At 55.5% G+C, this 26,069-nt stretch carries 21 protein-coding genes; 10 read left to right on the forward strand and 11 right to left on the reverse strand.

From position 1 onward, the window contains the following. The first annotated feature begins 11 nt into the window (after positions 1–11). The 3 genes from ABNV41_RS06145 to ABNV41_RS06155 all read left to right on the forward strand — a co-directional run bounded on the left by ABNV41_RS06145 (position 12) and on the right by ABNV41_RS06155 (position 3,758). Positions 12–1,793, forward strand: coding sequence for an aminopeptidase P family protein (locus ABNV41_RS06145; RefSeq protein WP_050819632.1), 1,782 nt, complete (start codon positions 12–14; stop codon positions 1,791–1,793). Between the two features lie 97 nt (positions 1,794–1,890). After that, positions 1,891–2,922 (forward strand): isocitrate/isopropylmalate dehydrogenase family protein, encoded by a 1,032-nt coding sequence (locus ABNV41_RS06150; protein ID WP_019090131.1) that lies wholly within the window; start codon positions 1,891–1,893, stop codon positions 2,920–2,922. Positions 2,923–3,020: 98 nt separating this feature from the next. Continuing rightward, the gene (locus tag ABNV41_RS06155; RefSeq protein WP_050819631.1) at positions 3,021–3,758 is read left to right on the forward strand and encodes a hypothetical protein; all 738 of its coding nucleotides are present in this window, start codon (positions 3,021–3,023) and stop codon (positions 3,756–3,758) included. A gap of 18 nt (positions 3,759–3,776) precedes the next feature. Here the strand turns inward: ABNV41_RS06155 and ABNV41_RS06160 are convergent, their stop codons facing one another. Together ABNV41_RS06160 and rpsD are read right to left on the reverse strand one after the other, a co-directional pair. Continuing rightward, positions 3,777–5,324, reverse strand: a complete 1,548-nt coding sequence (locus ABNV41_RS06160) for a peptide chain release factor 3 (protein ID WP_050819630.1) — start codon at positions 5,322–5,324, stop codon at positions 3,777–3,779. Between the two features lie 99 nt (positions 5,325–5,423). After that, on the reverse strand, positions 5,424–6,041 hold the full coding sequence (gene rpsD, locus ABNV41_RS06165; protein WP_050819629.1) for a 30S ribosomal protein S4: 618 nt from the start codon (positions 6,039–6,041) through the stop codon (positions 5,424–5,426). 272 nt (positions 6,042–6,313) lie between these two features. Between rpsD and ABNV41_RS06170 the strand changes: the two genes are divergently transcribed. After that, a complete protein-coding gene (locus ABNV41_RS06170; RefSeq protein ID WP_050820381.1) occupies positions 6,314–6,865 on the forward strand; it encodes an HdeD family acid-resistance protein in 552 nt (183 codons plus the stop codon). Positions 6,866–6,943: 78 nt separating this feature from the next. Here the strand turns inward: ABNV41_RS06170 and ABNV41_RS06175 are convergent, their stop codons facing one another. After that, positions 6,944–9,544 (reverse strand): cation:proton antiporter, encoded by a 2,601-nt coding sequence (locus tag ABNV41_RS06175; protein ID WP_349935069.1) that lies wholly within the window; start codon positions 9,542–9,544, stop codon positions 6,944–6,946. 268 nt (positions 9,545–9,812) lie between these two features. Between ABNV41_RS06175 and ABNV41_RS06180 the strand changes: the two genes are divergently transcribed. Next, positions 9,813–10,052, forward strand: coding sequence for a hypothetical protein (locus ABNV41_RS06180; protein ID WP_349935070.1), 240 nt, complete (start codon positions 9,813–9,815; stop codon positions 10,050–10,052). 122 nt (positions 10,053–10,174) lie between these two features. Continuing rightward, the gene (locus ABNV41_RS06185; RefSeq protein WP_050819626.1) at positions 10,175–11,878 is read left to right on the forward strand and encodes an ABC transporter substrate-binding protein; all 1,704 of its coding nucleotides are present in this window, start codon (positions 10,175–10,177) and stop codon (positions 11,876–11,878) included. Between the two features lie 97 nt (positions 11,879–11,975). Here ABNV41_RS06185 and pstS read toward each other — a convergent pair whose 3' ends face one another. The 5 genes from pstS to rpmI form a co-directional block, all read right to left on the reverse strand. Continuing rightward, positions 11,976–13,022: a phosphate ABC transporter substrate-binding protein PstS gene (gene pstS, locus ABNV41_RS06190; RefSeq protein WP_080986779.1), complete on the reverse strand. Its 1,047-nt coding sequence runs from the start codon at positions 13,020–13,022 to the stop codon at positions 11,976–11,978. A gap of 20 nt (positions 13,023–13,042) precedes the next feature. Further along, positions 13,043–15,502, reverse strand: coding sequence for a phenylalanine--tRNA ligase subunit beta (pheT, locus tag ABNV41_RS06195; protein WP_050819625.1), 2,460 nt, complete (start codon positions 15,500–15,502; stop codon positions 13,043–13,045). Between the two features lie 3 nt (positions 15,503–15,505). Next, entirely contained in the window at positions 15,506–16,576 is a 1,071-nt protein-coding gene (pheS, locus tag ABNV41_RS06200; protein ID WP_050819624.1) for a phenylalanine--tRNA ligase subunit alpha, read from the reverse strand. 164 nt (positions 16,577–16,740) lie between these two features. Beyond that, positions 16,741–17,100: a 50S ribosomal protein L20 gene (gene rplT / locus ABNV41_RS06205; RefSeq protein ID WP_003622900.1), complete on the reverse strand. Its 360-nt coding sequence runs from the start codon at positions 17,098–17,100 to the stop codon at positions 16,741–16,743. Positions 17,101–17,114: 14 nt separating this feature from the next. Then, positions 17,115–17,315 (reverse strand): 50S ribosomal protein L35, encoded by a 201-nt coding sequence (rpmI, locus tag ABNV41_RS06210; RefSeq protein ID WP_050819623.1) that lies wholly within the window; start codon positions 17,313–17,315, stop codon positions 17,115–17,117. 223 nt (positions 17,316–17,538) lie between these two features. Between rpmI and ABNV41_RS06215 the strand changes: the two genes are divergently transcribed. From ABNV41_RS06215 to ABNV41_RS06230, 4 genes are all read left to right on the forward strand, one after another. Next, positions 17,539–19,011, forward strand: coding sequence for a mannitol dehydrogenase family protein (locus tag ABNV41_RS06215; protein WP_050820379.1), 1,473 nt, complete (start codon positions 17,539–17,541; stop codon positions 19,009–19,011). A gap of 400 nt (positions 19,012–19,411) precedes the next feature. Beyond that, complete coding sequence (locus tag ABNV41_RS06220) at positions 19,412–20,740, forward strand: cytochrome c (RefSeq protein ID WP_050819622.1); 1,329 nt, start codon at positions 19,412–19,414, stop codon at positions 20,738–20,740. Between the two features lie 20 nt (positions 20,741–20,760). After that, positions 20,761–21,237 carry a (2Fe-2S)-binding protein gene (locus ABNV41_RS06225; protein ID WP_003622889.1) on the forward strand — a complete coding sequence of 159 codons (477 nt, stop codon included), beginning with the start codon at positions 20,761–20,763 and terminating at the stop codon, positions 21,235–21,237. Beyond that, positions 21,230–23,557, forward strand: coding sequence for a xanthine dehydrogenase family protein molybdopterin-binding subunit (locus tag ABNV41_RS06230; protein ID WP_050819621.1), 2,328 nt, complete (start codon positions 21,230–21,232; stop codon positions 23,555–23,557). The genes ABNV41_RS06225 and ABNV41_RS06230 overlap by 8 nt, the downstream gene beginning before the upstream one ends. A 125-nt stretch (positions 23,558–23,682) precedes the next feature. Here ABNV41_RS06230 and ABNV41_RS06235 read toward each other — a convergent pair whose 3' ends face one another. The 3 genes from ABNV41_RS06235 to hslV are packed head-to-tail and all read right to left on the reverse strand — an operon-like array spanning position 23,683 to position 26,038. Further along, positions 23,683–24,126, reverse strand: a complete 444-nt coding sequence (locus ABNV41_RS06235; RefSeq protein ID WP_050819620.1) for a SufE family protein — start codon at positions 24,124–24,126, stop codon at positions 23,683–23,685. Continuing rightward, positions 24,126–25,439, reverse strand: coding sequence for an ATP-dependent protease ATPase subunit HslU (gene hslU / locus ABNV41_RS06240; RefSeq protein WP_050819619.1), 1,314 nt, complete (start codon positions 25,437–25,439; stop codon positions 24,126–24,128). The genes ABNV41_RS06235 and hslU overlap by 1 nt, the downstream gene beginning before the upstream one ends. Next, the gene (gene hslV, locus ABNV41_RS06245; protein WP_012812804.1) at positions 25,439–26,038 is read right to left on the reverse strand and encodes an ATP-dependent protease subunit HslV; all 600 of its coding nucleotides are present in this window, start codon (positions 26,036–26,038) and stop codon (positions 25,439–25,441) included. Before hslV ends, hslU begins: the two co-directional genes overlap by 1 nt. Positions 26,039–26,069 lie beyond the last annotated feature (31 nt).

Here is a 26,069-nt window from a genome sequence, read left to right on the forward strand (position 1 = left end):
ACACGGTTTCCATGGCGTCTGCATCCTCTACCCGTCTTGCCGCATTGCGCACCCTTTTGCAAAACGAGGGGCTGGATGGCCTGATTGTGCCCCATAGCGATGAGTTTTTGGGGGAATACACACCAGCCTGTGCAGAACGTCTGGCATGGTTAACAGGTTTTACAGGCAGCGCAGGCACGGCCATTGTGCTGCCCCATACTGCCGCCGTGTTTTCTGATGGTCGTTACATTACCCAGATGGATCAACAGGTGGATGGCACATGCTGGCAACGGCTACATATTAGCCAGACACCTCCAGCCACATGGCTGAAGGAACAAGCCAAACCAGAAACCCGCGTGGGGTATGACCCGCGTGTGATGAGTGTGGCGGAGCTGCGCCCGTTTGCAGCCCAAAGCGGGGTAACTCTGGTGCCCACATCCCGCAATCTGGTGGATGATATCTGGACCGATCGCCCAGCTTTCCCCTCGGCCCCAGCCTGCATACATCCGCTTGCTTTTGCTGGCCGAAGTTCTGCTGAAAAGCGGCAGGAAATTTCTGCAATTCTGACACAGAATGGTCAGGATGCCGCTGTTCTGAGTGATTCAGCCTCTATTGCATGGCTACTGAATATTCGTGGCTCCGATATCCCCTGCACACCTGTGGTGTTGGCCTTTGCGTTGGTGCATGCAAACAGTTCGGTGGACCTGTTTATAGAACCAGAAAAAGTTTCGGCTAACGTTAAGGAATGGCTTGGCTCTTCCGTGCACGTGCATGCGCCGCAAGAGATGGAGCAGGTTCTGGCAACCCTGAAAGGCAAAACCGTTGGTGTGGACCCTGCCAGCAATGCTGTCTGGTTTGGGCAAACCCTCACCCGCCATGGCGCCACGCTGCAGGAAGCACCAGACCCCTGCCTGCTGCCCAAAGCCCGCAAAAACAAGGCGGAACAGATGGGCATGCGCACAGCCCATCTGCGTGATGGCGTAGCGCTTTGCCGCTTTCTGCATTGGCTGGATACAAAAGGCCGCAACTGCACAGAACTTGAAGCCGCCACACAGCTTGATGCCTTCCGTGCCGAAGGGAAGGATTACAAAGAAGAATCCTTTCCGGCCATTTCCGGTTCCGGCCCCAACGGGGCCATTATTCATTACCGCGTTACGCCGGAAAGTGACCGGAAATTACAGGATAACGAAGTTTACCTGATTGATAGCGGTGGCCAGTACCCTGAAGGCACAACAGATGTTACCCGCACAATCTGGACAGGCCCCGATGCGCCATCTGCCAGCCTGAAAGACGTATTTACCCGTGTGCTCAAGGGGAACTTGCGCCTTGGTCGCGCGCGTTTTCCGGTGGGCACCAAAGGCCATGCGCTAGATGCACTGGCACGGTTTGACCTGTGGCAGGCTGGGCTGGATTATGACCACGGCACTGGCCACGGTGTGGGCAGCTTTCTTTCCGTGCATGAAGGGCCAGTCCGTATTTCCAAAATGCCTTCTCCCATTACGCTTGAAGAAGGCATGGTGATTTCCAACGAGCCGGGCTTTTACAAACCCGGCGCCTACGGCATCCGGCTGGAAACACTAGTGATGATCCGCCCCGGCAACATGCCGCATTCGGACCGGGCTTTTCTGGAATTTGAAACCCTTACACTGGCACCTTTTGACAGACGGTTGATTGACCTCACCCTGTTAGGCCCGGAAGATACCGCCGTGCTGGACGCGTACCATGCTCAAATCTTGGATCAGGTAGGCCCTCACCTGCCATCTGATGCACAGAAATGGCTGAAAACGGCATGTGCGCCTCTCAAGAGGGCGTGAGAGGCGGAGTCTTTCCCCTCTGGTCACGAAATTGAGAATCGCATGCACCGTAAAACGGGCGCAAAACAGGCTACGAAGTTGAAGGGAGCTTCTCAGAATGACGACAGACAGCAAGACCATTCCAGCCACTCTTATTGCAGGTGATGGCATCGGCCCTGAAATTGTTGAATCAGTTACCGAAATTCTGGATACCGTTGGGGCCCCATTTGTATGGGACCGCCAGCTGGCCGGTATGGCGGGTGTGGACGCGGTAAATGACCCGCTGCCCAAGCAGACAATTGAAAGCATCCGACGCACGGGCCTGGCCCTGAAAGGCCCGCTGACAACTCCAGTTGGTGGTGGGTTCAAATCCATCAACGTAACCCTGCGTCAGGAATTTGGCCTGTTTGCCAACCTGCGCCCAACCAAAACCATCATTCCCGGTGGTCGGTTTGATGATATCGACCTTGTTCTGTTCCGTGAAAACCTTGAAGGTTATTACGCAGCAATGGAACATTACATTCCGGTGGGGGATGACCCCAAGGGCATTGCGCTAAGCTCCGGCTTTAACTCCCGCGCAGAATGCCGCCGGATTGTAAAGTTTGCCTTTGAATATGCGGTAAAGAACAACCGTAAAACGGTAACCATTGTTCACAAGGCCAATATCCTCAAACTGCTGACAGGCCTGTTCCTTGAAGAAGGCCGCAAGGTTGCAGAAGAATACAAGGGTCGCATTGAATTCAATGAACGGATTGTAGATGCCTGCGCCATGCAGCTTGTTATCAACCCGTGGCAGTTTGATGTGATTGTGACCACCAACCTGTTTGGTGACATCCTTTCCGACCTTACGGCCGGTCTGGTTGGTGGCTTGGGTATGGCACCGGGTGCAAACATTGGTGAAAAAGCCGCTGTGTTTGAAGCCGTGCACGGTTCTGCGCCAGATATCGCAGGCAAAGGCATTGCCAACCCGCTGGCTCTGCTGCTGGCAGCCGTTATGATGCTGCGCCATGTAAACCGTAATGATCTGGCTGACCGTATTGATGCCGGTATCAAAAAGGTTATCACCAACGGTACAGTGCGCACGAAAGATCTGGGCGGCAATGCCTCCACAAAGGATCTGACGGCAGCTCTGAAACAGGCCGTTGCCTGATATTGAGCAGTCTGGCTGTTCAAAAAAACCGATTGCGATGGAAAGGGAGCCCCAGTGGCTCCCTTTTCTTTTGGCCACACATCGCATTAGGGTAAGGCATGATCCGTTCTTTTGGTGGCCCGTGGCCTGCCCTGCCCCTTTCTGCTTCCTTCCGCATTGATGTGGTGGCCCCACCTCCGGCGGCTCCGGCAGATATTGAGCAGGAAATCACACATCTATGGCAGCAAGCCTGTGCCACAACGCCTGCCCTGTTTAATGGCTGCGTATTTTCTGCATCCTGCGTAACGCGCACAGCCATTAAAGGCTATTGGACAGAGTATCGCCGCGTATTTGCGCAAATGAAGAACCCCGCACTTTTTCCATTTTTGCGCCTGCAACCATTAGCCGTGGTGGGACTGGTACACACGCCAGATGGATACGTGTTGGGCAGGCGCAACCCATCTTCCATTTATCAGGGAAATTTCTGGCAAAGCCCGCCTGCTGGCAGCATTGAAAAACGCACTGATACGCAAAACGTCAATTTGGCCGAGCAGATTTTAGCAGAGGCCACAGAAGAATTGGGGCTGAATGCCAAAAGCCTACAGGTTGGGCCGCCACTTATGGCGGTGCGGCACCCTCATACCCGCGTGTTGGATATTGGGCTTGTGTTGGAAACGCAGCTTGCTTTTACAAAAGTGGAAGAAAGCTGGAAACAACATGCCAATAAAGAATACGACATGCTGGCCTGCGTGCCTGCCCAAGATGTCACAACATGGCTGGGGCAAAACGCCATTTTACCAACCAGCCAGTATCTTTTGCAGCATGATGTAAAAAGCAAAATGCCGCGCACCTTATGATACGCGGCATTGCATAACTTATTTAATTTCCACACCAATCTGCTTGATATCATGGAAGCTGATATCCGGGTTCTGCTCTTCTGTACGGCGCATCATAAACGCTGAAGTAGCCAGAAATACCGGATCATCATCCAGATCATCCGCCATGGCGGAGCGATGTGCTGCGGCAAAGGCCTCAATTTTCTCACGCGGGCCGGTAATCCAGCGTGCCAGAGAATAAGGCGTGGAATCAAAACCAATGGCCACGCCATATTCCGCCTTCAGGCGAGATTGCAGCACATCAAGCTGCAAGGTGCCCACAACGCCCACAATTGGCTGCGCGCCATCTTGTGGGCGGAACAACTGCACCACGCCTTCTTCTGCCAGTTGCACCAGCGCCTGCTTGAGCTTTTTGGCCTTCATGGCATCATCCAGCCGCACGCGGCGCAGAATTTCCGGGGCAAAGTGTGGCACGCCGGTAAACTGGATGTCTTCACCTTCTGTCAGTGTATCGCCAATACGCAAGGTGCCGTGGTTGGGAATACCCACCACATCTCCCGCAAAGGCTTCTTCTGCCAGATGCCGATCCTGCGCAAAAAAGAACTGGGGCGTATGCACGGCAAAGCTTTTGCCCGTACGCGTGTGCTTAAGGCGCATGCCACGGCTGAGCTTGCCGGAACAGATACGGGCAAAGGCAATACGGTCACGGTGGTTGGGGTCCATATTCGCCTGAATTTTGAACACCAGCGCCGTCATGTTTGGCTCCGTGGCCTTTACCACGCGGGTTTCTGCTGCTTGGTCACGCGGTGGTGGGCCAAAGGCCACCAATGCGTCCAGTAGATCGGTCACCCCGATTTCCTTGATCGCACTCCCGAAGAATACGGGGGTCAGGTGCCCGGCATCGAAGGATTCTTTATCAAACTCTGGCAGCGCGGCTTCTACCAGTTCCAGTTCCTCACGCATCTGCACAAGGCGGGCATCATCTTCTGGCAGATCAACCGTTGTGTGCAGCTTTTTGGTGAGAATATCGTACGTACCAACAAACGTGGCCGCACGCCCAACCGGCCATGTGGCGGGTGATGTATCCAGCGCGAGGGAGGATGCAATTTCATCCAGCAGGGCAAACGGATCCTGCGCCTCACGGTCCATCTTGTTGATAAAGGTCACAATCGGAATATCGCGCAGGCGGCAAATCTCGAACAGCTTGCGTGTACGATCTTCAATACCCTTGGCGGCGTCAATCACCATTACGGCGGAATCAACGGCTGTTAGGGTACGATAGGTATCTTCGGAGAAGTCTTCATGTCCGGGCGTATCAAGCAGGTTGAACACACAGCCGCCGTAATCGAACGTCATCACTGAACTGACAACGGAAATCCCGCGGTCCCGCTCAATGCCCATCCAGTCAGACCGTGTGCGGCGGCGTTCACCCTTGGCGCGCACGTTGCCCGCCATCTGAATAGCCCCACCTGCCCGCAATATCCGTTCTGTCAGCGTGGTTTTACCGGCATCCGGGTGCGAGATAATAGCAAAGGTCCGGCGGCGGGTAATGTCACTGCTAAGAGGGGCGGATGCGGTATCAGACATAAGGGCTCTGTTCCGAAACAAACATGAGTAAAAACGGCAAACGCCGGATGGAGAGAAACCCCTCCACCCGGCGCGGCATAAAACGAACCTAAACGCCGATTAACGGGAGTAGTATTCGACCACCAGATTCGGTTCCATCTGCACCGGATACGGCACATCGGAAAGCTGCGGGCCACGCAGATACGTGCCCTTCATCTGGCGATGATCTACTTCCATGTATTCCGGCACATCGCGTTCGGAAGACTGAGCGGCATCCAGAACGATAGCCAGCTGCTTGGACTTTTCACGCACTTCGATAACGTCACCATCCTTCACGAGGTAGGAAGGAATGTTCATCTTCTTGCCGTTAACCAGAATGTGGCCGTGGCTGATGAACTGACGGGAAGCGAACGGCGTGATAGCAAACTTCATCCGGTACACAACGGCATCCAGACGGCGTTCCAGCAGGTTGATCAGGTTTTCAGACGTATCACCCTTGCGGCGCACGGCTTCCTGATAATAGCGGTGGAACTGCTTTTCTGTAATGTTGCCGTAGTAACCCTTCAGCTTCTGCTTGGCCATCAGCTGAACGGAGAAGTCAGACGGCTTGCCCTTACGGCGCTGGCCATGCTGGCCCGGGCCATATTCGCGACGGTTAACCGGAGATTTGGCGCGACCCCACAGGTTTACACCAAGGCGACGGTTAATTTTATACTTGCTCTCAAGGCGCTTGCTCATAGTGCGCTCTTCTCTCTTAACAGGCGGAACATCGGGCAGATGTCCGTCGTTACACCGGTAGTCTCCGTCCACCACGGATCGGAGCGGGCGCAAACCGTATTACCAGCGCGGCATGTTGCCCTGCTGGCCGATTTGTCCACATTCCCGGCAATGGAGGCAGGAATTACGAAACCCCGGGCGCAGTGTCAACTTTTTCCGTTGCGCTTTCTGCCATTCTGCAGTGCATAGTCGTGCCATCGGCACATAAAATTGAAAAGAAAGGATTGCTCAGCATGCCATTTGCTAAAAAATGGGGGCTATTTGTGGCGTTGGGTCTCGCCCTGATTGTATTGGGCTTTATTGCCTGTATTGATGCGGTTTCCGTCACCCTTGCCAGCACCATCTTTATTGGCGCGCTGCTGATTGTGGCAGGCATTATGCAGGTGATACATGCCTTTGCCGTGCGGGATTGGGGCGGCTTTATTTTCTCCCTGCTATGCGGGCTGCTTTACGCCGCTGGTGGTTACCTTCTTATAGAAGAACCAGCCACAGGCTCTGTTGCCATTACCATTTTTGTATCTGCCTGCTTTGTGGTTGTGGGTGTGCTGCGTTGCGTTCTGGCCCTGCAGGCACGAGGTATGCCCGGCTGGGTGATCATTCTGGGTAGCGGGCTTATCAGCCTGCTTGTGGGCCTGTGCCTGTACTTTACCCTGCCGTGGTCTGGCCTGTGGCTGATTGGCACATTTGTTGGGGCAGAACTGATTGTAAGCGGCATAAGCTGGCTGCAAATTGGTCTTGCCCTGCGCCAGAGCAATTCCCTGCCGCCGCCCATTACCCGCCTGTAAAACTTACGGCGTATTCTACAAAAACGGCGCGGGCCTATTGGCTCCGCGCCGTTTTTTATGCCCGCATGATAAGGCCATTTATTCCTTTGTTTCGGATGAAGGCGGTAGCTGGCTTTTAGGTGCCAACAGCATCAGCGCATCCTTGCCTGCATCCTCATCCACCTTACGGTTTGCACCGGGCAAAAGCGCAATAGGCCGCTCTCCGGCTTCACGCTTGCGCAAGATGTTCTGAATATTTTCCAGCACCACGGGGTAATCTTCAATCAGGCGTTGGAAGCGGCTGGCTGTAATCACCATAAAATGCCCAAACTGCACGGCGCGGATGGTGCCGGGGCAGCGCCAGCCATGCAATGCCTCCTGCGCGCCTATCAGATCCCCTGCGCCATACAGCACATCGGCCCCGGCCACGTGGCTTTCTGCCAAACCCGCGCTGATAAAGTAGATGGCGCGCATTTTCCGCCCCTTGCGGCAGATAACCTCCTGCGGGGCCACAAAGCGTAGCGATGTCGTGGTAGCCAGATCATGCAGCTCTGCCCCCGGCAGGCCCTTGAAGATAGCAGCATGCTTCAGGCGGTCTTCTATACCGCTGCGCAGATCAAAGCTCATCCGCTTGACCAGACGGTGTCTGCGGCGTTCCAGCTCTTTCAACAATTCGCGGCTGAGTTCATCACTGATAAGGGATTCTGAAAGCAGGGTTGTGTATTCTTCGCTTTCCAGACGCAGGGCGATTTGACGGAAAATCCGGTTTTCCAGCGCCTCGGCATAGCCGTGATAATGCAGGCGCAAGGTTTCCAGCGCCTCATCCAGCAGCTTGCGCTGGCGGGAAAGCACCTCGGCCACAATTTCCCCAATACGGCTGCCCAATGTGGGTTCCAGCCGTTCGTGCATGAAACGTGTGAGCGAGATGGAAATAAAATGCGCCACCATCAGCATTTCAAACCGCTCCGCCATGCACAGCATCAGTGGCCGATCCAGACGTAAATGATTATGCACCCACTGTGCGGCCTTAAAGCGTAAGGAGGGGCTAAGCCGTTTGCGCAACGCCCGCACATAGCCCAAGCGCCCTTCCAGCCGTGCACCATCAATAGCTGCTTCGGAAGACCGCAACAGTGTTTCCATCACACGGCGGGAAAGCCCCTGCATGCGGAACAGGTCCAGCAGCATGGAACGTTCCTGACTGGCAATGGTGATCAGTGCCAGATTAACGCGTTGGATATCAGACAGTGCGCGGTCAAACTCGTTAGCGGCCTGCTCTTCCTCTGCCCGACGCGCCAGATGATCAACAACCGAGCGCGTGGCATCGGCACTGAAACCCAGTGCATCCCCCAATTCCTTGGCGCGGGCGCACACATTACCTAGCCCGATGCTGAGCACCTGATGGCGCATGGCCTCATCAATGGGGGAAAGCCGATCCAGCTTGAGAAACAGCACGAGTGAACGCAGCGTGGTGCCGTTAACAAGCAGCGTGATCAACACAAAGCCAGTGGCAATAATACCGATAAAATGCGCAACAGGCGTGGAAACGTGCTCGTTTTCCGTAACGGCCAGCGCCAGAGCCAGCGTAATGGCCCCGCGCAAACCGCCCCATACCATTGTCACCTTGAACGGTGTGGGCACGGGTGGGGAAAGACGTGTCCATGCCAAGAGCGGCAACATGCCAAACACCACAGCCGCACGTGCAGCCAGCCCCGCCACGCTGGCAATAAGGATAAGCACCCAGTCCCACCGCGTCATGCCCACCAGCAGACGCGGCACCAGCATGGAGGCCAGCACAAACACCAAGGACCCCGCCCAGAACACCAGCTGTTGCCAAAGCTGATTGAGAAACAGCCACGTTTGAGGCCGAATGGTGGATGGTCCGTAAACAGAGAGCGTAAGCCCAGCCGCCGCCGTAGCCACCACACCGGAAACCCCCAGAATTTCATCTGAAAGGATGTACACCACGTAAGGCAGCGCCACAGTTAGCGTGATTTCTGCTGCCGAACTGGCGATGGCGGACATCATGACCAGCGTGAGACGCCCGACAACCACCCCGACAATCAGCGCCCCCACGAAAGAGACCACAAACGAGATCAGCGCATCACCCAGATGAATGGCTTTGTGCAGCGTGACGGAGGGCAGAAGGATAGAGAAGATGGAAATGGCCGCAGCATCATTCAGCAGCGCCTCACCTTCCACCAACCGCGTCAATCGTGTTGCAGCCCCGATATCCCGGAAAATCCCGGCCACAGCGGAAGGGTCCGTCGTCGCCACAATGGATCCAAGCAGCAGGCAGACCACAAGCGGCATCTGGGCAAAGGGGTAAAGCGCAAAACCAATAGTGGCTGTGGCAATAACAACCGCCACCACAGCCAGCAGCAAAACGGTGCCTGTTTCATGCGCCAAGCGCCGTACATCAATAGCCAACGCCCCCTGAAACACCAGCGCAGGCAAAAAGATAAGCAGAAACTCTTCACTATTCAGCGGAAAATCAAGCAGCGCTTCTGCAATGCCATTGAAGGCCGAGGTGTGAGAACTGCGTAACGCAACATCAGCCAAGGAACCGATGATAATGCCCACAATAGCCAGCAAAACCGTTTCAGACAGTTCCAGCTTGCGCGCAATGGGCTGCACGGTGCTGACCACCACCAAAAGCAATGCAATAACAAGCAGTACCGCTGCCAGACCCGTTACCGCCATGCCACGCTATTCCCTATATCCAACACCAACATCCATCCTGCTCCCGCCGTTATCATCATGATAAGGCAAGGACATGGCAGCTTCTGTGCCATATACGCGTTATCCCTAACATGGCATGCCCTGCACTAGCCATATTGCCCACGGCATTGGCCTCATTATTCACGCATTTTCTTGCCATTATGTGAACGTATCGGGCCTGTACGCCACATATGAGCATCTACCTGCTTTGTTCTTGGCGAACACACCCAAACAACGCTATGCTGGAGGTATGATGAAACAGTTTTCTTCATTGCGGCGCGCCCATAAGGCCGCCCTTATGTTACTGGTCGGGTTTGGGCTTGCCGCCTGTGCGCATGATCCACACCGGCACTATTACCACCCCGGCTCAAACCACGGGCGCGCGGCGCCTGGCTGGTACCGTCCCCCTCTTACGCCCCAGCAGGGATCCAACCCGTATAAGCACTCCACCACCAATTATGGTGGCGGCGCAATGCGCTATGACCAGTAAGTTTGTACGAATCTGCATCATTATCGCCACGATAGTTGTGGGGATCATGATGGTGTCGTCCCTTTACAAAAACCTTAGCGCGTTGATGACATCCCCATCCCCTGAAGCGGCAATGGAGCAGAATGCTGGCCAGTAAATCTGGCAAGCTGTTTCGCTCTGCCTGTTTTTGTGTGCTGCTTGCAGCTGGCACAACAAAAGCAGGCATGGCCGCAGATATTTCAGATGCTCCATCCTCCCCACATATGGGGGGCACTTTGCGTCTGGTTGCGGCTTCTTCCGGCGGCACGCTGGACCCCCAGATCAATTACTCCGGCAAATACATCAATCTGTTTGCCAATGTGTATGATGGATTAACCACCTTCCGCAAAGCCGATGGTCTGGCCGGGGCAGATGTGGTGCCAGATTTGGCAGAAGAACTCCCGCACCCTGAAGATGGCGGCCTGACCTATACCTTCCGCCTGCGTAAAGGCATTACCTTTTCCAACGGTCAGCCCGTTACCACGGCTGATGTTGTGGCATCCTTCCGCCGCATCTTTCGTGTAGGTAGCCCAACGGCCGGGGCTTTTTACGGTGCCATCAAAGGTGCTGATGCCTGCCTGCGCAGCCCAACAGACTGCAAACTTGAAGGGGTTATAGAAAACCCCGCTACCCGCAGCATCACGTTTCATCTTACAACGCCTGATACAGAATTCCTGCATAAGCTGGCATTTACCCACGCCGTTATTTTACCAGCCAACGCGCCAGACCATGATACCGGCAATGTGCCTTTGCCCAGCACCGGCCCCTACCAGCTTACTGCCTATGACCCAAACCGGTTTTTGAAGCTGGAGCGCAATCCGTATTTCAAGGAATGGAACGCACAGGCGCAGCCTTTTGGTTACCCGGATCGGATAGACTATACTTTTGGCATACCGGATGAAGCTGCAGTAACCGCCGTAGAAAACGGACAGTATGACTGGATGGCAGACCCTATTCCCCTAGACCGATTGGGAGAATTGGGCAGCCGCTTTACTGGCCAGACGCATGTATTGCGCCATCCGGCCATGTATTTTCTGCCCATGAACATGCGCGAAGCCCCTTTTTCTTCCCTCAAGGCACGACAGGCCGTCAATTACGCACTAAACCGCAAGGCCATGGCCATTTTATATGGTGGCCCCGGCATTGCCCGCCCGCTATGCGGCATGTTGCCTTCCACTTTGTCGGCATCCTCTACGCAATGTTTTTACACCAAGGATGCCTCTCCTGAATCTCCTGCCCCCATGTGGCGTGGCACAGATATGGAAAAAGCGCGCAATCTGGTGCGTGAAAGCGGAACATACGGCCAGAAAGTGACCGTGATTGCCGCCAACACCAGTGTTGATCTGGCCATGGGCGCATGGGTGCGGGACATGCTGCAAAACCTTGGTTACCGTGCCAACCTGCGCCCACTTAGCAGCGCACTGGCTTTTTCCTACATGCAGAATTCGGATAACCATGTGCAGATTGGCGTAGCATCTTGGTCTGCCGATTATCCATCGGCTTCCAACTTTTTGGATGCTTTATTGGGATGTGAAAATATTCACCCCAGTTCAGACAGTTCCATCAATATTCCCGGGTTTTGTAACCGGGATGTGCAAAGCCTGATGGATAAAGCCAAAACGGATGTAAGCCTGAGCGCACAGGCACAAAACGCCTTGTGGCAGGAGGCAGACAGGCGAGTTATGGAGCAAGCCCCCGTAGCCCCGGCCATTGAAAAAGATGCTGTAATTTTAACATCCCCACGCCTGAAAAACCTGCTGTTTACAACCGTAAACCAGCTTTTGTTTTCTCAGGCATGGGTTCAGTAGCTTATCCCGCGTAGCGCGTTATCCACAGAATCTGTGGATGAAACGTGGGACAACCGCAGGATGAACGCGGGAAGAACCGGATAACCCAATTATCCGCCTATTTCAGCCGCTCCAAAACGGCATCCCGCACAACTGGAGGCAATGGCACGTAGTCCAGCTCCCGGCTGGCGGCTTCTCCATCCTTTACGCCCCAACGGAAGAATGTTCTTACAGCGTTTCCGTGGTTTGCCTCATTCGCCTCACGCGGCACGAGCGCATAGGTGGTGGTAACAATCGGCCAGCTTCCGGCGCCATCTGCATCACAAAGCGAGGCTGTCATGTCTGCATGGTCCCACGTGGCATTTTCCGCAGCCCGTGTAAAACTGGTAACAGACGGCACCACAAATTCCCCGGCCCGATTTTGCAGAACAACGGTGGAAAGGTGGTTGCGTTCTGCATAGGCATATTCCGCATACCCCACACTGCCTTCCGTATTTTTAACGTAAGAGGCAATGCCATCATTCCCACGGGCACCTGCGCCAACTGGCCATGCAACAGATGTGCCACGCCCTACCTGTTTCTCCCACGTGGGAGAAACCCGGCCAAGATATTCTGTAAACACGTAGGTTGTGCCAGACCCATCTGCCCGATGCAGCGGAGCCACGGGCAGATCCGGCAATGTAACACCGGGGTTGAGCGCTACAATGCGTGGATCATTCCACTGCGTGATGGAACCATCATAAATCGCTGCCAGAACGGGGCCGGTCAGGCGTAAGGCACCTTCAGGCACGCCCGGCACATTGGCAATAACAACAATGCCACCAATAGCGGTGGGAAACTGGAGCAAATGCCCCGCCTCCAACCGCGCATGAGACATAGGAGCATCAGATGCCCCAAAATCTACCGTGCCAGCCAGAACCTGATTTTGCCCAGCGCCGGAGCCAATGGTCTGATAATTCAGCTGCACACCGGTTTGCGCCGCAGAATGCGCCGACCATGACTGATACAAGGGCGCGGCAAAGCTGGAACCGGCCCCTGTAATCTGCTCGGCCTGCGCCTGTGGCAAAACAGCGCCCGCCAAGCCACACAACAAGGCAGAGAGGGCAGCAGTTTTCTTCCAACTCATAATTTTTGCCCTACCCGCCATGATGCGCTTTTCCTTCATACAGCCCTGCTCCTTCCTACTTAACGCAGGGTTGCGCCTGTTGCCTTGGTAACAGCAGCAACAATTTTTTCAGACACAGCTTCCAGTTCCGCATCTGTCAGGCTTTTATCCATGGGCTGAAGGGTCACTTCCACACCGATGGAGCGATGACCTTCTGGCACATGCGGGCCTTCATACACATCAAACAGGCTTACATCTGCCACAAGCTGGCGCTCTGCCCCGCGCACGGCCCGCAGCAGTTTTTCACCCGGCACATCGCGCGCCACAACAAATGCAAAATCACGCCGCACGGGCTGGAACGCAGAAAGACGCGGTGCGGCTTTCTTTTTACGTTTGGGGTCTGGCACCACATCCGGCATCAGCTCAAACCCGACAACCGGCACATCAATACCTTCGGCCTGAAGCAGAGATGGATGCAACTCACCAAAATAGGCCAGAACGTTTTTAGGTCCCTGCCGCAGCACGCCAGAACGGCCGGGGTGGTACCAACCCGGTGCATCTGTGGTGGTGCTGATGGCATCTGGGTTAACCCCAAGCTGCTGGAGCAGTTCCAGCGCATCTGCCTTGACCGCCCAGAGAGAAACAGCCTGCCCCGCCTGCCCCGGATAACGCGGTGTATGGCCAGAGCGCACACCAGCCACCACTGGCTGCTGGCCGTTTTCTGCAAACGCCGGACCAACTTCAAACAGCCCCAGATCACCCCATCCGCGTGCACTGTTATGCTTAACCGCAGCCAACAGGTTGATCATGGGTGTGGGGCGCATCTGGTCCAGATCAGACGCAATAGGGTTAAGCAGACGCAGGGATTCCGGCGCACCACCAAAGCGCTCAGCTGCCTCGTGCGAAACGAAGGAGAAACCAACTGTTTCTGTTAACCCACGTGCAGCCAGAAAGCGCCGTGCCAGTGCCAGACGCGCCTGCCGCGGTGTGAGTGCTGCTTCTGGCACAACCACCACAGATGGCAGCGGCACTGCAGGCACAGCATCCAGCCCTTTCAGGCGCAGCACTTCTTCAACCAGATCACTTTCTGATTCTATGGCCGCAACGCCTTCCGCAGCCTTGGCTGCCACATCAGCCGGAATACCTTCGCCCTGAGCCAGAACTGGCTTTTGGGCAATATCGTTCCGCCATGATGGCACGCTCACACGCACCTGTGCATCGTTGCGTTCCTGCACCTCAAAGCCCAGCTTTTCCAGCAGATCCACGCTTTCATCAGCAGGCACATCCAGCCCACCCAGATCACGCACACGGGCAAAGCGCAGCGTGGCATCGCGCTGCCATGCAGGCTGTTCACCTGCAGAAACAACTTCGCTGGCCTCACCACCGCACAGATCAATAATCAGGCGTGTTGCAGCTTCCAAAGCCGAAACCGGCAGCGCCTGATCTACCCCGCGTTCAAACCGATAGCTGGAATCTGAAGAAACACCCACGCGGCGGGCGCTCAGAGCAATTTTCACGGGGTCAAACAGTGCACATTCCACGAATACATCTGTGGTTTCTGCTGTGGCACCTGTGGCCTCACCGCCCATAATCCCGGCCAGAGACTGCACGCCAGCCTGATCTGCAATCACGCAGTCTTCCGGGCCAACTGTGTAGTCCTGTCCATCCAGCGCACGAAACTGCTCCCCTTCGCCACGGCAAATTGTCAGCTTGCCACCAGAAATTTTGGCGGCATCAAACACGTGCAGCGGGCGGCCGAGATCGAAACAGAAATAGTTGGTGATATCCACCAGTGCAGAAATCGGGCGCAGGCCAATGCTTTCCAACTTGCGCTGCAACCATTCCGGGCTGGGGCCATTTTTTACACCACGAATAGTGCGGCCCAGCACCCACGGGCAGGCGTCCGGGTAGGAAATATCCCACACCACGGGGGAATCAAACTTGCCTTCCACCGTTTCTGCCAGCCACGGGCGCAACGTGCCCAGCCCAGCAGCAGCCAGATCCCGCGCAATGCCACGCACACCCAGTGCATCACCACGATTGGGAGTAATGGCAATGTCGATCACCACATCATCAAGGCCGGCAAAATCAGCATAGGACTGGCCGGGAAGCGTATCTTCCGGCAGTTCTGCAATGCCGTTGCTTTCTTCACCAAGGCCCAGTTCACGCAGGGAGCACAGCATACCGCCGCTGGCTTCACCACGGATCTTGCCTTCCTTGATGGTAATATCAAGCCCCGGCACATAGGTGCCCGGCTTGGCAAAAATAACGGCTAGCCCCTTGCGTGCGTTGGGGGCACCACACACCACCTGCACATCCTGAAAACCGGGGCCTGCATCTACCCGGCATACCTGTAGGCGGTCTGCATTGGGGTGCGGCTGGGCATCCAGAATACGGGCGGTTAAAAATGGCTCAATTGCCGCACCGCGGTTTTCTACACTTTCAACTTCAAGCCCGATCTGGTTCAGCTTCGCGCAGATTTCTTCCAGCGTGGCCTGCGTATCCAGATGGTCATACAACCAAGATAGCGTGAACTTCATTCCTCACACCCCCTCATGCAGTAGCGCGGGCGCAAGTGGGTCCGACCCATAATAGCGCAGCCAGCGGATATCACTTTCATAAAACGAACGCAGATCGGGAATACCGTTCTTCAGCATGGCCAGCCGCTCAATGCCCATACCAAAGGCAAAGCCCTGCCATTCACGCGGGTCCAGCCCACAGTTGGCCAGCACACGGGCGTGAATCATGCCTGCACCCAGCACTTCCAGCCAGTCTTCCCCTCCACCAATCTCACCGGTTTTGCGAGACCAGCCAATATCCACTTCCAAAGAAGGCTCGGTAAACGGGAAGTAGGAAGAACGGAAGCGCACCGGCAGTTCCGGCTTACCAAAAAACGCCCGCAAAAATTCAATCAGGCAGCCCTTAAGGTGCCCCAGTGTAATGCCCTTGCCCACAACCAGGCCTTCGCACTGGTGGAACATGGGGGAATGCGTGGCATCATGATCCGCCCGGTAAGTGCGGCCCGGCACAATTACGCGGATAGGCGGCTGTTGCGCCAGCATGGTGCGGATTTGCACGCCAGATGTTTGGGTACGCAGCACGCGCGTTACATCCAGCCCCGGCTGTGGCGGCAGATAAAACGTATCATGATCCGTGCGGGCAGGATGATGATCAGGCGTGTTGAGGGCGGAGAAGTTGTGCCAGTCGGTTTCGATATCCGGCCCTTCTGCCACCTTAAAGCCCATGGCGCCAAAAATGGCGGTCATTTCTTCAATCGTGCGGCTGATGGGGTGCAGGTAGCCACGTTCCACCGGTGGTGGTGGCAGGGTCACATCTACCCGCTCGGCAACCAGACGGGCTTCCAGCTCTGCGGCTTCCAGTTCTTTGCCGCGCGCTTCAATCGCGCGGGTTAGTTCATCACGCAGGCGGTTCAGCGCCACACCGCGGGCTTTGCGTTCATCGGGCTGCATTTTCCCCAGCGCTTTGAGCAAAGCCGTCAGCCTGCCGGATTTTCCCAGTATGCTGACACGCACGGCATCCCATGCTTTCAGGTCTGTGGCGCCAGCCAGTTCGGACAGGACTTCCTGCCGCAGAATCTCAAGATCGTTGCTCATGAAACCTCACGCGAGGAGAAAATGCTTACCGGGCGGATACAATCTCCCGCAGCGGGAGAAAAGCCCCAAGAGGGAAAACCACATCTTCCCTCACCGGCACCAAGCAAAAAGGCCGCCCACGTGGGACGGCCTTTTCTTCAACCTTATCGTATCAGACAGGCAGATCAGGCAGCCAGAGCAGCCTGAGCCTTCTTTACGATTTCAGCAAAGGTTGCGGCATCATCAAACGCAATGGCGGCCAGCACCTTACGGTCGATTTCGATACCAGCCTTGTCCAGACCGTTGATGAAACGGCTGTAGGTCAGGCCATGTTCGCGCACCGCAGCGTTGATACGCTGAATCCACAGAGCGCGGAATTCACGCTTTTTATTGCGGCGGTCACGGTAAGCATAGCGCAGTGCCTTTTCAACACGTTCCAGCGCAATGCGATAGTTGGTGGAGGAGCGGCCGCGATAACCCTTAGCCAGTTCCAGAACCTTTTTATGACGAGCAAGGGTGGTAACACCCCGTTTTACACGTGCCATGAATCAGATGCTCCTTATAGCCCGTAGGGGGCCCACTGCTTGACGGCACGACCGTCCTGCGGGGTCATGGTCTGCGTGCCGCGTGCGGAGCGCTTCATTTTCTGGGGGCGCTTGATAAGGCCGTGGCGCTTACCGCACGGACCAGAGAGCACCTTGCCGGTTGCGGTGATTTTAAACCGCTTTTTGACCGACGACTTGGTCTTCATCTTGGGCATTTCAACACTCCTGAACAAATCTGGATAACGTCACCTTAAAATAATTAAGGCAACCAACCACGGCCGGGCATGCCCTACAAGCCCGGACGCGTGTGCGAATGCGCTCCCTTAACGGAAAGCCCCATCACTTTCAAGCCTCACATACGCAGCTTTCTTGCTTATGCTGCGTTTTGCCCCAACATTATGCCCAACAGATATTTTTAAAGCGAGGTACACGGTTTTCATGATCCCTCTTTCCAACGCCACACTGCATCAGCTTCCTGTTCAGGTTACAACGCCGCGTTATGATCGGCAGAAAACCACGGCAGGCATTGCACATCTTGGCGTGGGCAATTTTCATCGCGCCCATCAGGCCATGTATATCAACAAAGTTCTGGAGCGTGCGGGCCAGCAAGGTTGGGCCATTGTTGGCGTAGGCCTGCGCAATACACCGCGTGAAGATAAGCGCGCTGCCATTATGGCAGAACAGGACAACCTGTACACACTCACCGCCTTTGCGCCCGATGGCACGCATGAAACCAATGTTATCGGCAGCATTATAGAATATGTGCACGCAGCCAAAGATCGCGCTGCCGCCATTAAGCGCCTGACAGACCCGGATATTAAAATTGTCACCCTCACCATTACAGAAGGTGGCTACTACCTGGATGCTGAAGGCAACTTCACGCTCGATCACCCTGATATTAAAGCAGATTTAGCGCGTGATGTGCCCGAAACGGCATTCGGGTTGGTATGTGAAGCCCTGCGCCAGCGGCGCGAAAGCGGCACCGGCCCCTTTACGGTGCTCAGCTGCGATAACCTGCGCCATAACGGCAAAGCTGCCCGCACGGCTTTTTGCACCTATGCTACTGCGCGTGACCCTATTTTGGGTGCGTGGATAAAAGAAAACGTCACCTTCCCATCCAGCATGGTGGACCGGATTACACCTTCTGTTGGTGAAGCAGACATTACGCGCCTGGATGCCCTGACGGGCGTTGCTGACCAGATGCCCATTTTTGCGGAAGATTTTACGCAATGGGTAATTGAAGACAATTTCTGCGATGGTCGGCCAGAACTGGAAACTGTGGGCGTGCAGTTTACAGATGATGTTGGGCCTTATGAGCAGGTAAAACTGCGGATGCTCAATGCCTCCCACTCCATGCTGGCACTGCCCGGCGTGCTGATGGGGTATGACACTGTGCCACACGCCATAGAAGACACCTTGCTGCTGGGCCATCTGGAACGTTTTCTGGCAGAAGACGCCTCACCCTTCATTACGCCACCCAAAGGTGTTTCTCTGGCACAATATGCCCAGCAGGTATTGCACCGCTTCCGCAACCCTGCGGTGGGTGATCAGCTTTTGCGCATTGCTTCCGATAGCGGCTCCAAACTGCCCGTGTTCCTGACAGATACTGTCAATGGCGTTCTAGGCTCCGGACGCGATCATTGGCGACTGGCGTTTGGCACGGCGTGTTTTCTGGAATATCTGCGTGGCACTACAGATAAAGGCACGCCCTATACCATTACAGAACCGGCCATTAACGCAGAACAACTTGCGCTGGCGCGTGCAGAAGATCTGGCCACAGGGTTGCAGATGACTGTTTTTGCGGGCTGGAACCTGAAAGATCATCCCAACTTTGCAACTGACGTTGTGAAAATTCGCCAAAGCATTCGTGCACAGGGCACACACAAAACCCTTGCCCAGCACGCTGGCTAATCTGCCTTAGGCCATTGTGCCGCCTTCCCGTTGCGCTCTCTCTGATAAACCGAATACGGCCATAGCAGAGAGGCGCAGCGGCCTTTTCCATCGCAAAAATATGATTTCTTTCAAGAACTGAACGCATGGCATACATGCAAAATCAACGCTTAACTATATACGATAAAATATAGATAAAGACGAAACCCCTGTTTTTCTGCAATATTCTCGGCAGACAAATAAATCTTATTCAGATTTCACTGTAATACAGTGGAACCTATGCGTTTATTTACATCGCAATTCCAGATAAGAATCGTCCTGAATCAAGAAACGAACCTCAGACGCTGATCCATCGGCTCATGGCGCGTAGGCTTACGTGTTGCCCGCCAGATGGTACGTTTTTCACGGGATTGGGGGTAGAGTGATCAAACGTCTTCTAGCGGGAGTAGCCGCGGCCGGGGTCCTTGGGGGGCTCGGGTTCTTATATTATGCATGGTATCCACCAATTGCCCCGATTGAGCGGCCAAACCCCGCCAGCTTTTCTGCCGAGCAGATAGAGCGCGGGCGGATTGTGGCGGCTGAAGGGTATTGCGCAGAATGTCACACCCGCACAGATAACGGCGGCGGGCCGGAACTGGCGGGTGACTATAAAATGGATACCCCGTTTGGGGCCATCTATTCTTCCAACATCACACCAGATGTTGAAATGGGCATTGGCGCTTGGTCGGAAGAAGCTTTCCGCCGCGCCATGCACCTTGGTGTGTCCCGCAAGGGCGTGCATCTGATCCCGGCTTTCCCGTACGATCATTTCACCAAGATGACGGATCAGGATATTTCCGATCTGTATGCCTACATCATGACACGCCCGGCCGTGCACATGTCTCGCCGCCCGAACGAGCTGCCCTTCCCGCTCAGCCTGCGTATTCTTCAGGCTGGCTGGAAACTGCTGTATCTGCGCCCCGGCGTGTACAAGCCCGACCCACGGCATGATGCATTGTGGAACCGCGGTGCCTATCTGGCCGAAGGCAACGCCCACTGCGGCGCGTGCCATACCCCGCGTGACCTTATGGGAGCCGAAAAGAAAGGCTCTGCCTACGAAGGTGCCGTGGTGGATAACTGGATTGCGCCCGCCCTTAACGAGCACAACCCAACCCCCACCACATGGACGGAAGATGAGCTGTTCCAGTATCTGCGCTTTGGCGTAGCACCGCTGCACGGCCCGGCTGGTGGGCCTATGTCCCCCGTGCCGCATCGCTTCCTTTCCACCGTGCCGGAAGAAGATGTGCACGCCATTGCGCATTACTTTGCGGATGTGGACCACGCTGCCGAGCGTGAAAAGAACGACAAGGCCGCCTTGGCCCGCGCCATGGAAGCTTCCAAAACCGATCTGATCGGCCCGAATGTGGACCCGGACGCAAAGCTGTATCAGGGTGCCTGTGCGGCCTGCCATTACAATGCAGCGCCCACGCCTGTTCTTGGCCGCCCGGATCTGGCGCTGAATAACGCACTGTGGCTGGATGAACCCACAAACCTGTATCAGGTCATGCTACGTGGGCTTACGGCGGAAGAAGGGCAATCTGGCGTAGCCATGCCCAGCTTCTACAATGCGCTGTCCGACAAGGATATGGCTCGCATTGCCGCCTATCTGCGCCGCACCCGCACCACACTGCCACCGTGGACAAACCTTGAGAAAAAGGCCGCCGAAGTGCGCAAGACCGTCCAGCCAGTTCCAGTCAATTCTTCGCACTAAGACGGAACACGGAGCAAGAGATGATAAAGTTCAAACTCAATGGCCGTGACGTTTCCGTCGATGTGCCAGAAGATACCCCCCTGTTGTGGGCCCTGCGTGATGATCTGGACCAGACAGGCACAAAGTTTGGTTGTGGCGTAGGCCAGTGCGGTGCATGCACCGTGCTGGTGGGTGGGCGTGCCACCCGCTCCTGCATTACGCCCATCAGCTCCATTGAAGGCGCTGATGTAACCACCATTGAAGGCCTGCACCCAGAAGGCAAACACCCTGTGCAGGAAGCCTGGAAGGATATTCAGGTTCCGCAGTGTGGGTACTGTCAGTCCGGCCAGATCATGCAGGCTGTCAGCCTTCTGAAAGATTATCCCGACCCAACGGATGAGCAGATTGATGGCGTAATGGGCGGCAGCCTGTGCCGCTGCATGACGTATGTGCGCATCCGCAAGGCAATCAAGAAAGCAGCCGCCGCCATGCAGAAGGAGGAGGCATCTCATGGGTAAGCTGGAACGCATTGCAGCCCGGCAGGATCGGGCAGCAGGCCGTGGGCCCACGCGCCGCGGTTTTCTGCTTACGGCCATGGGCTCGGCCTTTATGTTCGGCTTTGCGCGGCAGGGTAACGCTGCGCAGGTTTACCCGCAGGCCGCAGGTAATCTGCCCGCCGGTGGTGTGTTTGAACCCACAATCTGGTGCTCCATTGCGCCGGATGGCTGGGTGAACGTAAACGTTATTCGTGCAGAAATGGGCCAGCATGTTGGTACCGCCCTTGCCCGGATTATTGCCGATGAAATGGAAGCGGACTGGAACAAGGTTAAGATCACCTACGTGGATACAGACCCCAAATGGGGCCTGATGATTACAGGTGGTTCTTGGTCTGTCTGGCTGACGTGGGATCAGTTCCGCCAAGCTGGTGCAGCAGCCCGCACCGTAATGGTGGAAGAAGGTGCGCGCCTGCTGGGTGTGGCGCCTTCTGCCTGTATTGCACGTAATGGGCAGGTTATTGCGGGCAAGCGCTCTATTTCCTACGGCGAAATTGTAAGCCGTGCGCACCCCACCCGCACCTTTACGCCAGATGAAATGGCCAAGCTGCCGCTCAAACCTTCATCCGAACACCGGCTGATCGGGCGTGAAGTTAAAGCGCTGGATATTCCTTCCAAAACAGATGGCACGGCCATTTATGGCATTGATGCCAAGTTGGAAGGCATGGTGTATGCTCGCCCCAAAATGCCGCCCACGCGGTATGGCTCCAAAGTGGTTTCTGTTGATGATACGGAAGCCAAAAAGGTGAAGGGCTATATCCGCTACATTGTGCTGGATGATCCTTCCAACACAGTGCCGGGCTGGGTTGCGGTTCTGGCTTCCTCCTACCCTGCGGCCATCCGTGCAACAGATGCCCTGAAAGTAACGTGGACACCGGGTAAAACCGCCAACGTGACCGAACAGGACATTATTGAGCACGGCCGCAAGCAGATTGCCGAAAAAACCGGCGGTTCGCGCATCTTTAATGATGCCGGAGTGGATGAAGCTCTGGGCAAAGCCGATAAGGTGGTGGAACGCACCTATACGTGCTCATCCGTGCTGCATTATCAGCTGGAACCCATGAACGCTCTTGCCCGCCTGCATGAAGGCAAGTGGGAAGTGCATTGCGGTAACCAGTGGCAGACCCTGTTCCTGCCCGTTATTGCCAAGGCGCTTCAGGTTCCTGAATCCGATGTAGTGATGCGCAGCTACCTGCTGGGTGGTGGTTTTGGCCGCCGCCTGAACGGAGATTACGCAGTTCCCGCCGCGCTCATTTCCAAGGCACTGGGTGGCAAGCCTGTTAAACTGGTGTTTACCCGGTCTGATGACGTGCTGTTTGATTCCATCCGCTCACCGTCCATCCAGACAGTACGCGCTGGTGTGAACAAGGATGGTTCCATCAACGGGTGGGAACATCATGCCTCTGCCGGCTGGCCAACAGGCGTGATGGCTGCTGCCTTTATGGAAAAAGGTGAAGACGGCAAACCATACGATCAGTTCGCCATTGCAGGCGCTGACCACTGGTACGATGTCGGCCCCATTCTGGTGCGCGCACTGGATAATGATCTGGCCGATGCCACCTTCCGCCCCGGTTGGCTGCGTTCGGTCAGCTCCGGCTGGACACCTTGGGCGCATGAAAGCTTTTTGGATGAACTGGCCCATGATTATGGGAAAGACCCGGTTGATTTCCGTCTTGGGCTGCTCACGTGCAAGGGCCGTAATGCGGGCAGTGCTCCCAACTCTGTTGGTGGGGCATCCCGTCAGGCCAATGTGCTTAAAAAGCTGGTAGAAAAGTGCGGTTACGGCAAGGTTAGCCTGCCTAAAGATACAGCCATTGGCATTGCCACCACCTTCGGGCAGGAACGCAACATGCCAACATGGACAGCAGGCGCCGCACAGGTGCATGTTGACCGCGAAACAGGCGTTGTCACCTGCCAGAAAATCTGGCTGGTGCTGGATGCTGGCACGATTATCGACCCAGACGGCGCCTTGGCCCAGACCGAAGGCGGTGCGCTGTGGGGCCTGAGCATGGCGCTGTTTGAAGGTACGGAAATTGAAAACGGCAACGTGCGTGACCGCAACCTGAACACCTATACGCCCCTGCGTATTACAGATGTGCCGGATATGGATATTGAATTCCTGCCCAGCACAGAAAAACCCATGGGGCTTGGTGAACCGGGTGTAACCACCATTGCACCCGCTATTGGCAACGCCATTTTCAATGCTGTTGGTGTGCGTATGCGGCATCTGCCCGTACGCCCGGCTGACATCTTGAAAGCGCTGAAAGAAAAAGGGAACGCCTGATTTTTCAGGCACCCGCTTTTCTGTAAAGCAGGCATAAAAAAACCGGCGGCTGGATTTTTCCAGCACGCCGGTTTTTTATTTGAAATTGCACCACCTACATAAAGGCGGCGCAATTCACATTCAATTCAGGCCACAGCAGAAGCTGCAACGGAACGAATAGCCCGCGCCATAGCTTCCACCCCGTTGCCTCGGTTGGTGGAAAGAGCCTGCACAAGCCCCAGATCACGCAGGAACTTGGGGTCTGTTGCCTGAATTTCTTCCTTGGATCGGCCGGAATATACGCGCAATAACAGGGCCACCAGCCCGCACACTATGGCGGCGTCAGACAAGCCTGCAAAATACAGTTTGCCGCCCTCTTCCTTTTCTTCCAGCCATACCTGGCTTTGGCAGCCAGGCACGCGGTGGGCATCATCACACCATTCTTTGGGGAATGGGGGCAGCTTGCGCCCCATTTCTATGATGTACTGATACCGTTCCATCCAATCATCAAAGATTTCCAGCTCATCACGGATGGCTTCAATAGCTTCTTCTGCCGTATCTTCCTGCGGCGTTACAAATGGTGCTTCCATTACAGAATAAACCTGCTCAGATCTCCCTTGCGCGCCAGTGGCGCGACTTTTTCCTGCACCATTGCAGCATTTACTTCCACGGTTTCGCCCTTACGGTCCGATGCCGTGAAAGAGACATCTTCCAACAATCTTTCCAGCACTGTGGCAAGACGCCGCGCCCCAATATTTTCTACGCGGTCGTTAATATCTGCTGCCAGTTCAGCCAGCGCATCTATGGCATCATCCGTAAAGTTCAGGGTTACGCCTTCTGTGCCCATCAGCGCGATGTACTGCTTGAGCAAAGAATGCTCCGGGTCTGTTAAAATACGGCGCAAGTCTTCACGGCTGAGCGGCTGCAATTCCACCCGAATAGGCAAACGCCCCTGAAGTTCTGGCAACAGGTCAGACGGCTTGGCCAAATGGAACGCGCCAGAGGCAATAAACAGAATATGGTCTGTATTCACCGGGCCATGTTTGGTGGAAACGGTTGTGCCTTCAATCAGCGGCAGAAGGTCACGCTGCACGCCTTCGCGGGAGACATCACCACCCTTTGCCCCGCTTTCTGATGCACGGGCACATACCTTGTCTATCTCATCTAAAAAGACAATGCCGTTTTCCTGCGCATTGGCCACGGCTTCCCGCGTAAGGGCCTCACCATCCAGCAGACGGTCTGCTTCTTCACGCTTCAGATATTCGCGTGCCACAGAAACCTTGAGCTTTTTCTGCTTGGGGCCACGGTTCATGAAGGCTTTCATCATATCGCCTACATTAATGGCCTGCCCCGGCACGGCTCCGGGCATATCACTGCTTCCGGCAGGGGCCTGCTCGGTTACGGCAATATCAATTTCTTTATCTTCAAGCTGGCCGCTGCGCAGCATGCTGCGGAATTTGCTTTTTGTATCAGCAGAAGATCCTTCCCCCGCCAGCGCATCCACAATGCGTTCTTCAGCTGCCTGTTGGGCTTTTTCTTCAACATCCTTGCGGCGCGATGTTTTCAGCATGGTGATGGAGACTTCCACCAGATCGCGCACAATGCTGTCTACATCACGGCCCACGTACCCCACTTCGGTAAACTTGGTGGCTTCCACCTTCAGAAAAGGGGCTTGCGCAAGTTTTGCCAGCCTACGGGCAATTTCCGTTTTACCGCAGCCGGTAGGGCCGATCATGAGGATGTTTTTGGGCACAACCTCCTCACGCATACCTTCAGAAAGCTGCGCACGCCGCCAGCGGTTGCGCATGGCAATGGCCACGGCCCGCTTGGCATCCTGCTGACCGACAATAAACCGGTCCAGTTCGCTTACAATTTCACGCGGAGAAAAGTTAGGAGCATCCATTACCGGCTCTCCTGATCTGAGGCTGCCTTGAGCGTTTCCACCCGGACAGAATGATTGGTGTAAACGCAGATATCACCAGCAATCTTCATGGACCGCCGCACAATTTCCTCTGCCCCAAGCCCATCAACCGTCAGCAGCGCACGGGCAGCGGAAAGAGCATAATTGCCGCCTGACCCAATAGCGATAATGCCATCTTCTGGCTCCAGCACATCACCATTACCTGTAAGGGTAAAGGAATGTTCGGCATCTGCCACGGCCATCATGGCCTCCAACCGGCGCAGGTAACGGTCTGTCCGCCAATCCTTTGCCAGTTCCACACAGGCGCGCTCAAGCTGGTTGGGGTAACGTTCCAGCTTGGCTTCCAGCCGCTCAAGCAGGGTAAAGGCATCTGCCGTGGCGCCCGCAAAGCCCGCCAGAATATTATCCTGCGGGCCTATGCGGCGCACCTTACGGGCATTGCCCTTAACAACCGTGCTGCCCAGCGTGACCTGACCATCGCCCGCCATGGCAACTTCGGCCCCGCGCCGCACGCAGAGAATGGTTGTCCCGTGCCAGCCGACGGGATCATGAGATGAGGAAGCTGTGTGAAAAGTATGCATGATCTTCCTCAGATAAGCCTTATTCCGCCCA

Source organism: Acetobacter sp. A11-2 (assembly GCF_040208445.1).
Classification (GTDB): domain Bacteria; phylum Pseudomonadota; class Alphaproteobacteria; order Acetobacterales; family Acetobacteraceae; genus Acetobacter; species Acetobacter oryzoeni.

Excerpts from the sequence above, each read along its gene's own strand:
- ABNV41_RS06145 (WP_050819632.1), top strand. The coding sequence starts at position 12 with ATGGCGTCTGCATCCTCTACCCGTCTTGCCGCATTGCGCACCCTTTTG.
- ABNV41_RS06150 (WP_019090131.1), top strand. The coding sequence starts at position 1,891 with ATGACGACAGACAGCAAGACCATTCCAGCCACTCTTATTGCAGGTGAT.
- ABNV41_RS06155 (WP_050819631.1), top strand. The coding sequence starts at position 3,021 with ATGATCCGTTCTTTTGGTGGCCCGTGGCCTGCCCTGCCCCTTTCTGCT.
- ABNV41_RS06160 (WP_050819630.1), bottom strand. The coding sequence starts at position 5,324 with ATGTCTGATACCGCATCCGCCCCTCTTAGCAGTGACATTACCCGCCGC.
- rpsD (WP_050819629.1), bottom strand. The coding sequence starts at position 6,041 with ATGAGCAAGCGCCTTGAGAGCAAGTATAAAATTAACCGTCGCCTTGGT.
- ABNV41_RS06170 (WP_050820381.1), top strand. The coding sequence starts at position 6,314 with ATGCCATTTGCTAAAAAATGGGGGCTATTTGTGGCGTTGGGTCTCGCC.
- ABNV41_RS06175 (WP_349935069.1), bottom strand. The coding sequence starts at position 9,544 with ATGGCGGTAACGGGTCTGGCAGCGGTACTGCTTGTTATTGCATTGCTT.
- ABNV41_RS06180 (WP_349935070.1), top strand. The coding sequence starts at position 9,813 with ATGATGAAACAGTTTTCTTCATTGCGGCGCGCCCATAAGGCCGCCCTT.
- ABNV41_RS06185 (WP_050819626.1), top strand. The coding sequence starts at position 10,175 with ATGCTGGCCAGTAAATCTGGCAAGCTGTTTCGCTCTGCCTGTTTTTGT.
- pstS (WP_080986779.1), bottom strand. The coding sequence starts at position 13,022 with ATGAAGGAAAAGCGCATCATGGCGGGTAGGGCAAAAATTATGAGTTGG.
- pheT (WP_050819625.1), bottom strand. The coding sequence starts at position 15,502 with ATGAAGTTCACGCTATCTTGGTTGTATGACCATCTGGATACGCAGGCC.
- pheS (WP_050819624.1), bottom strand. The coding sequence starts at position 16,576 with ATGAGCAACGATCTTGAGATTCTGCGGCAGGAAGTCCTGTCCGAACTG.
- rplT (WP_003622900.1), bottom strand. The coding sequence starts at position 17,100 with ATGGCACGTGTAAAACGGGGTGTTACCACCCTTGCTCGTCATAAAAAG.
- rpmI (WP_050819623.1), bottom strand. The coding sequence starts at position 17,315 with ATGCCCAAGATGAAGACCAAGTCGTCGGTCAAAAAGCGGTTTAAAATC.
- ABNV41_RS06215 (WP_050820379.1), top strand. The coding sequence starts at position 17,539 with ATGATCCCTCTTTCCAACGCCACACTGCATCAGCTTCCTGTTCAGGTT.
- ABNV41_RS06225 (WP_003622889.1), top strand. The coding sequence starts at position 20,761 with ATGATAAAGTTCAAACTCAATGGCCGTGACGTTTCCGTCGATGTGCCA.
- ABNV41_RS06230 (WP_050819621.1), top strand. The coding sequence starts at position 21,230 with ATGGGTAAGCTGGAACGCATTGCAGCCCGGCAGGATCGGGCAGCAGGC.
- ABNV41_RS06235 (WP_050819620.1), bottom strand. The coding sequence starts at position 24,126 with ATGGAAGCACCATTTGTAACGCCGCAGGAAGATACGGCAGAAGAAGCT.
- hslU (WP_050819619.1), bottom strand. The coding sequence starts at position 25,439 with ATGGATGCTCCTAACTTTTCTCCGCGTGAAATTGTAAGCGAACTGGAC.
- hslV (WP_012812804.1), bottom strand. The coding sequence starts at position 26,038 with ATGCATACTTTTCACACAGCTTCCTCATCTCATGATCCCGTCGGCTGG.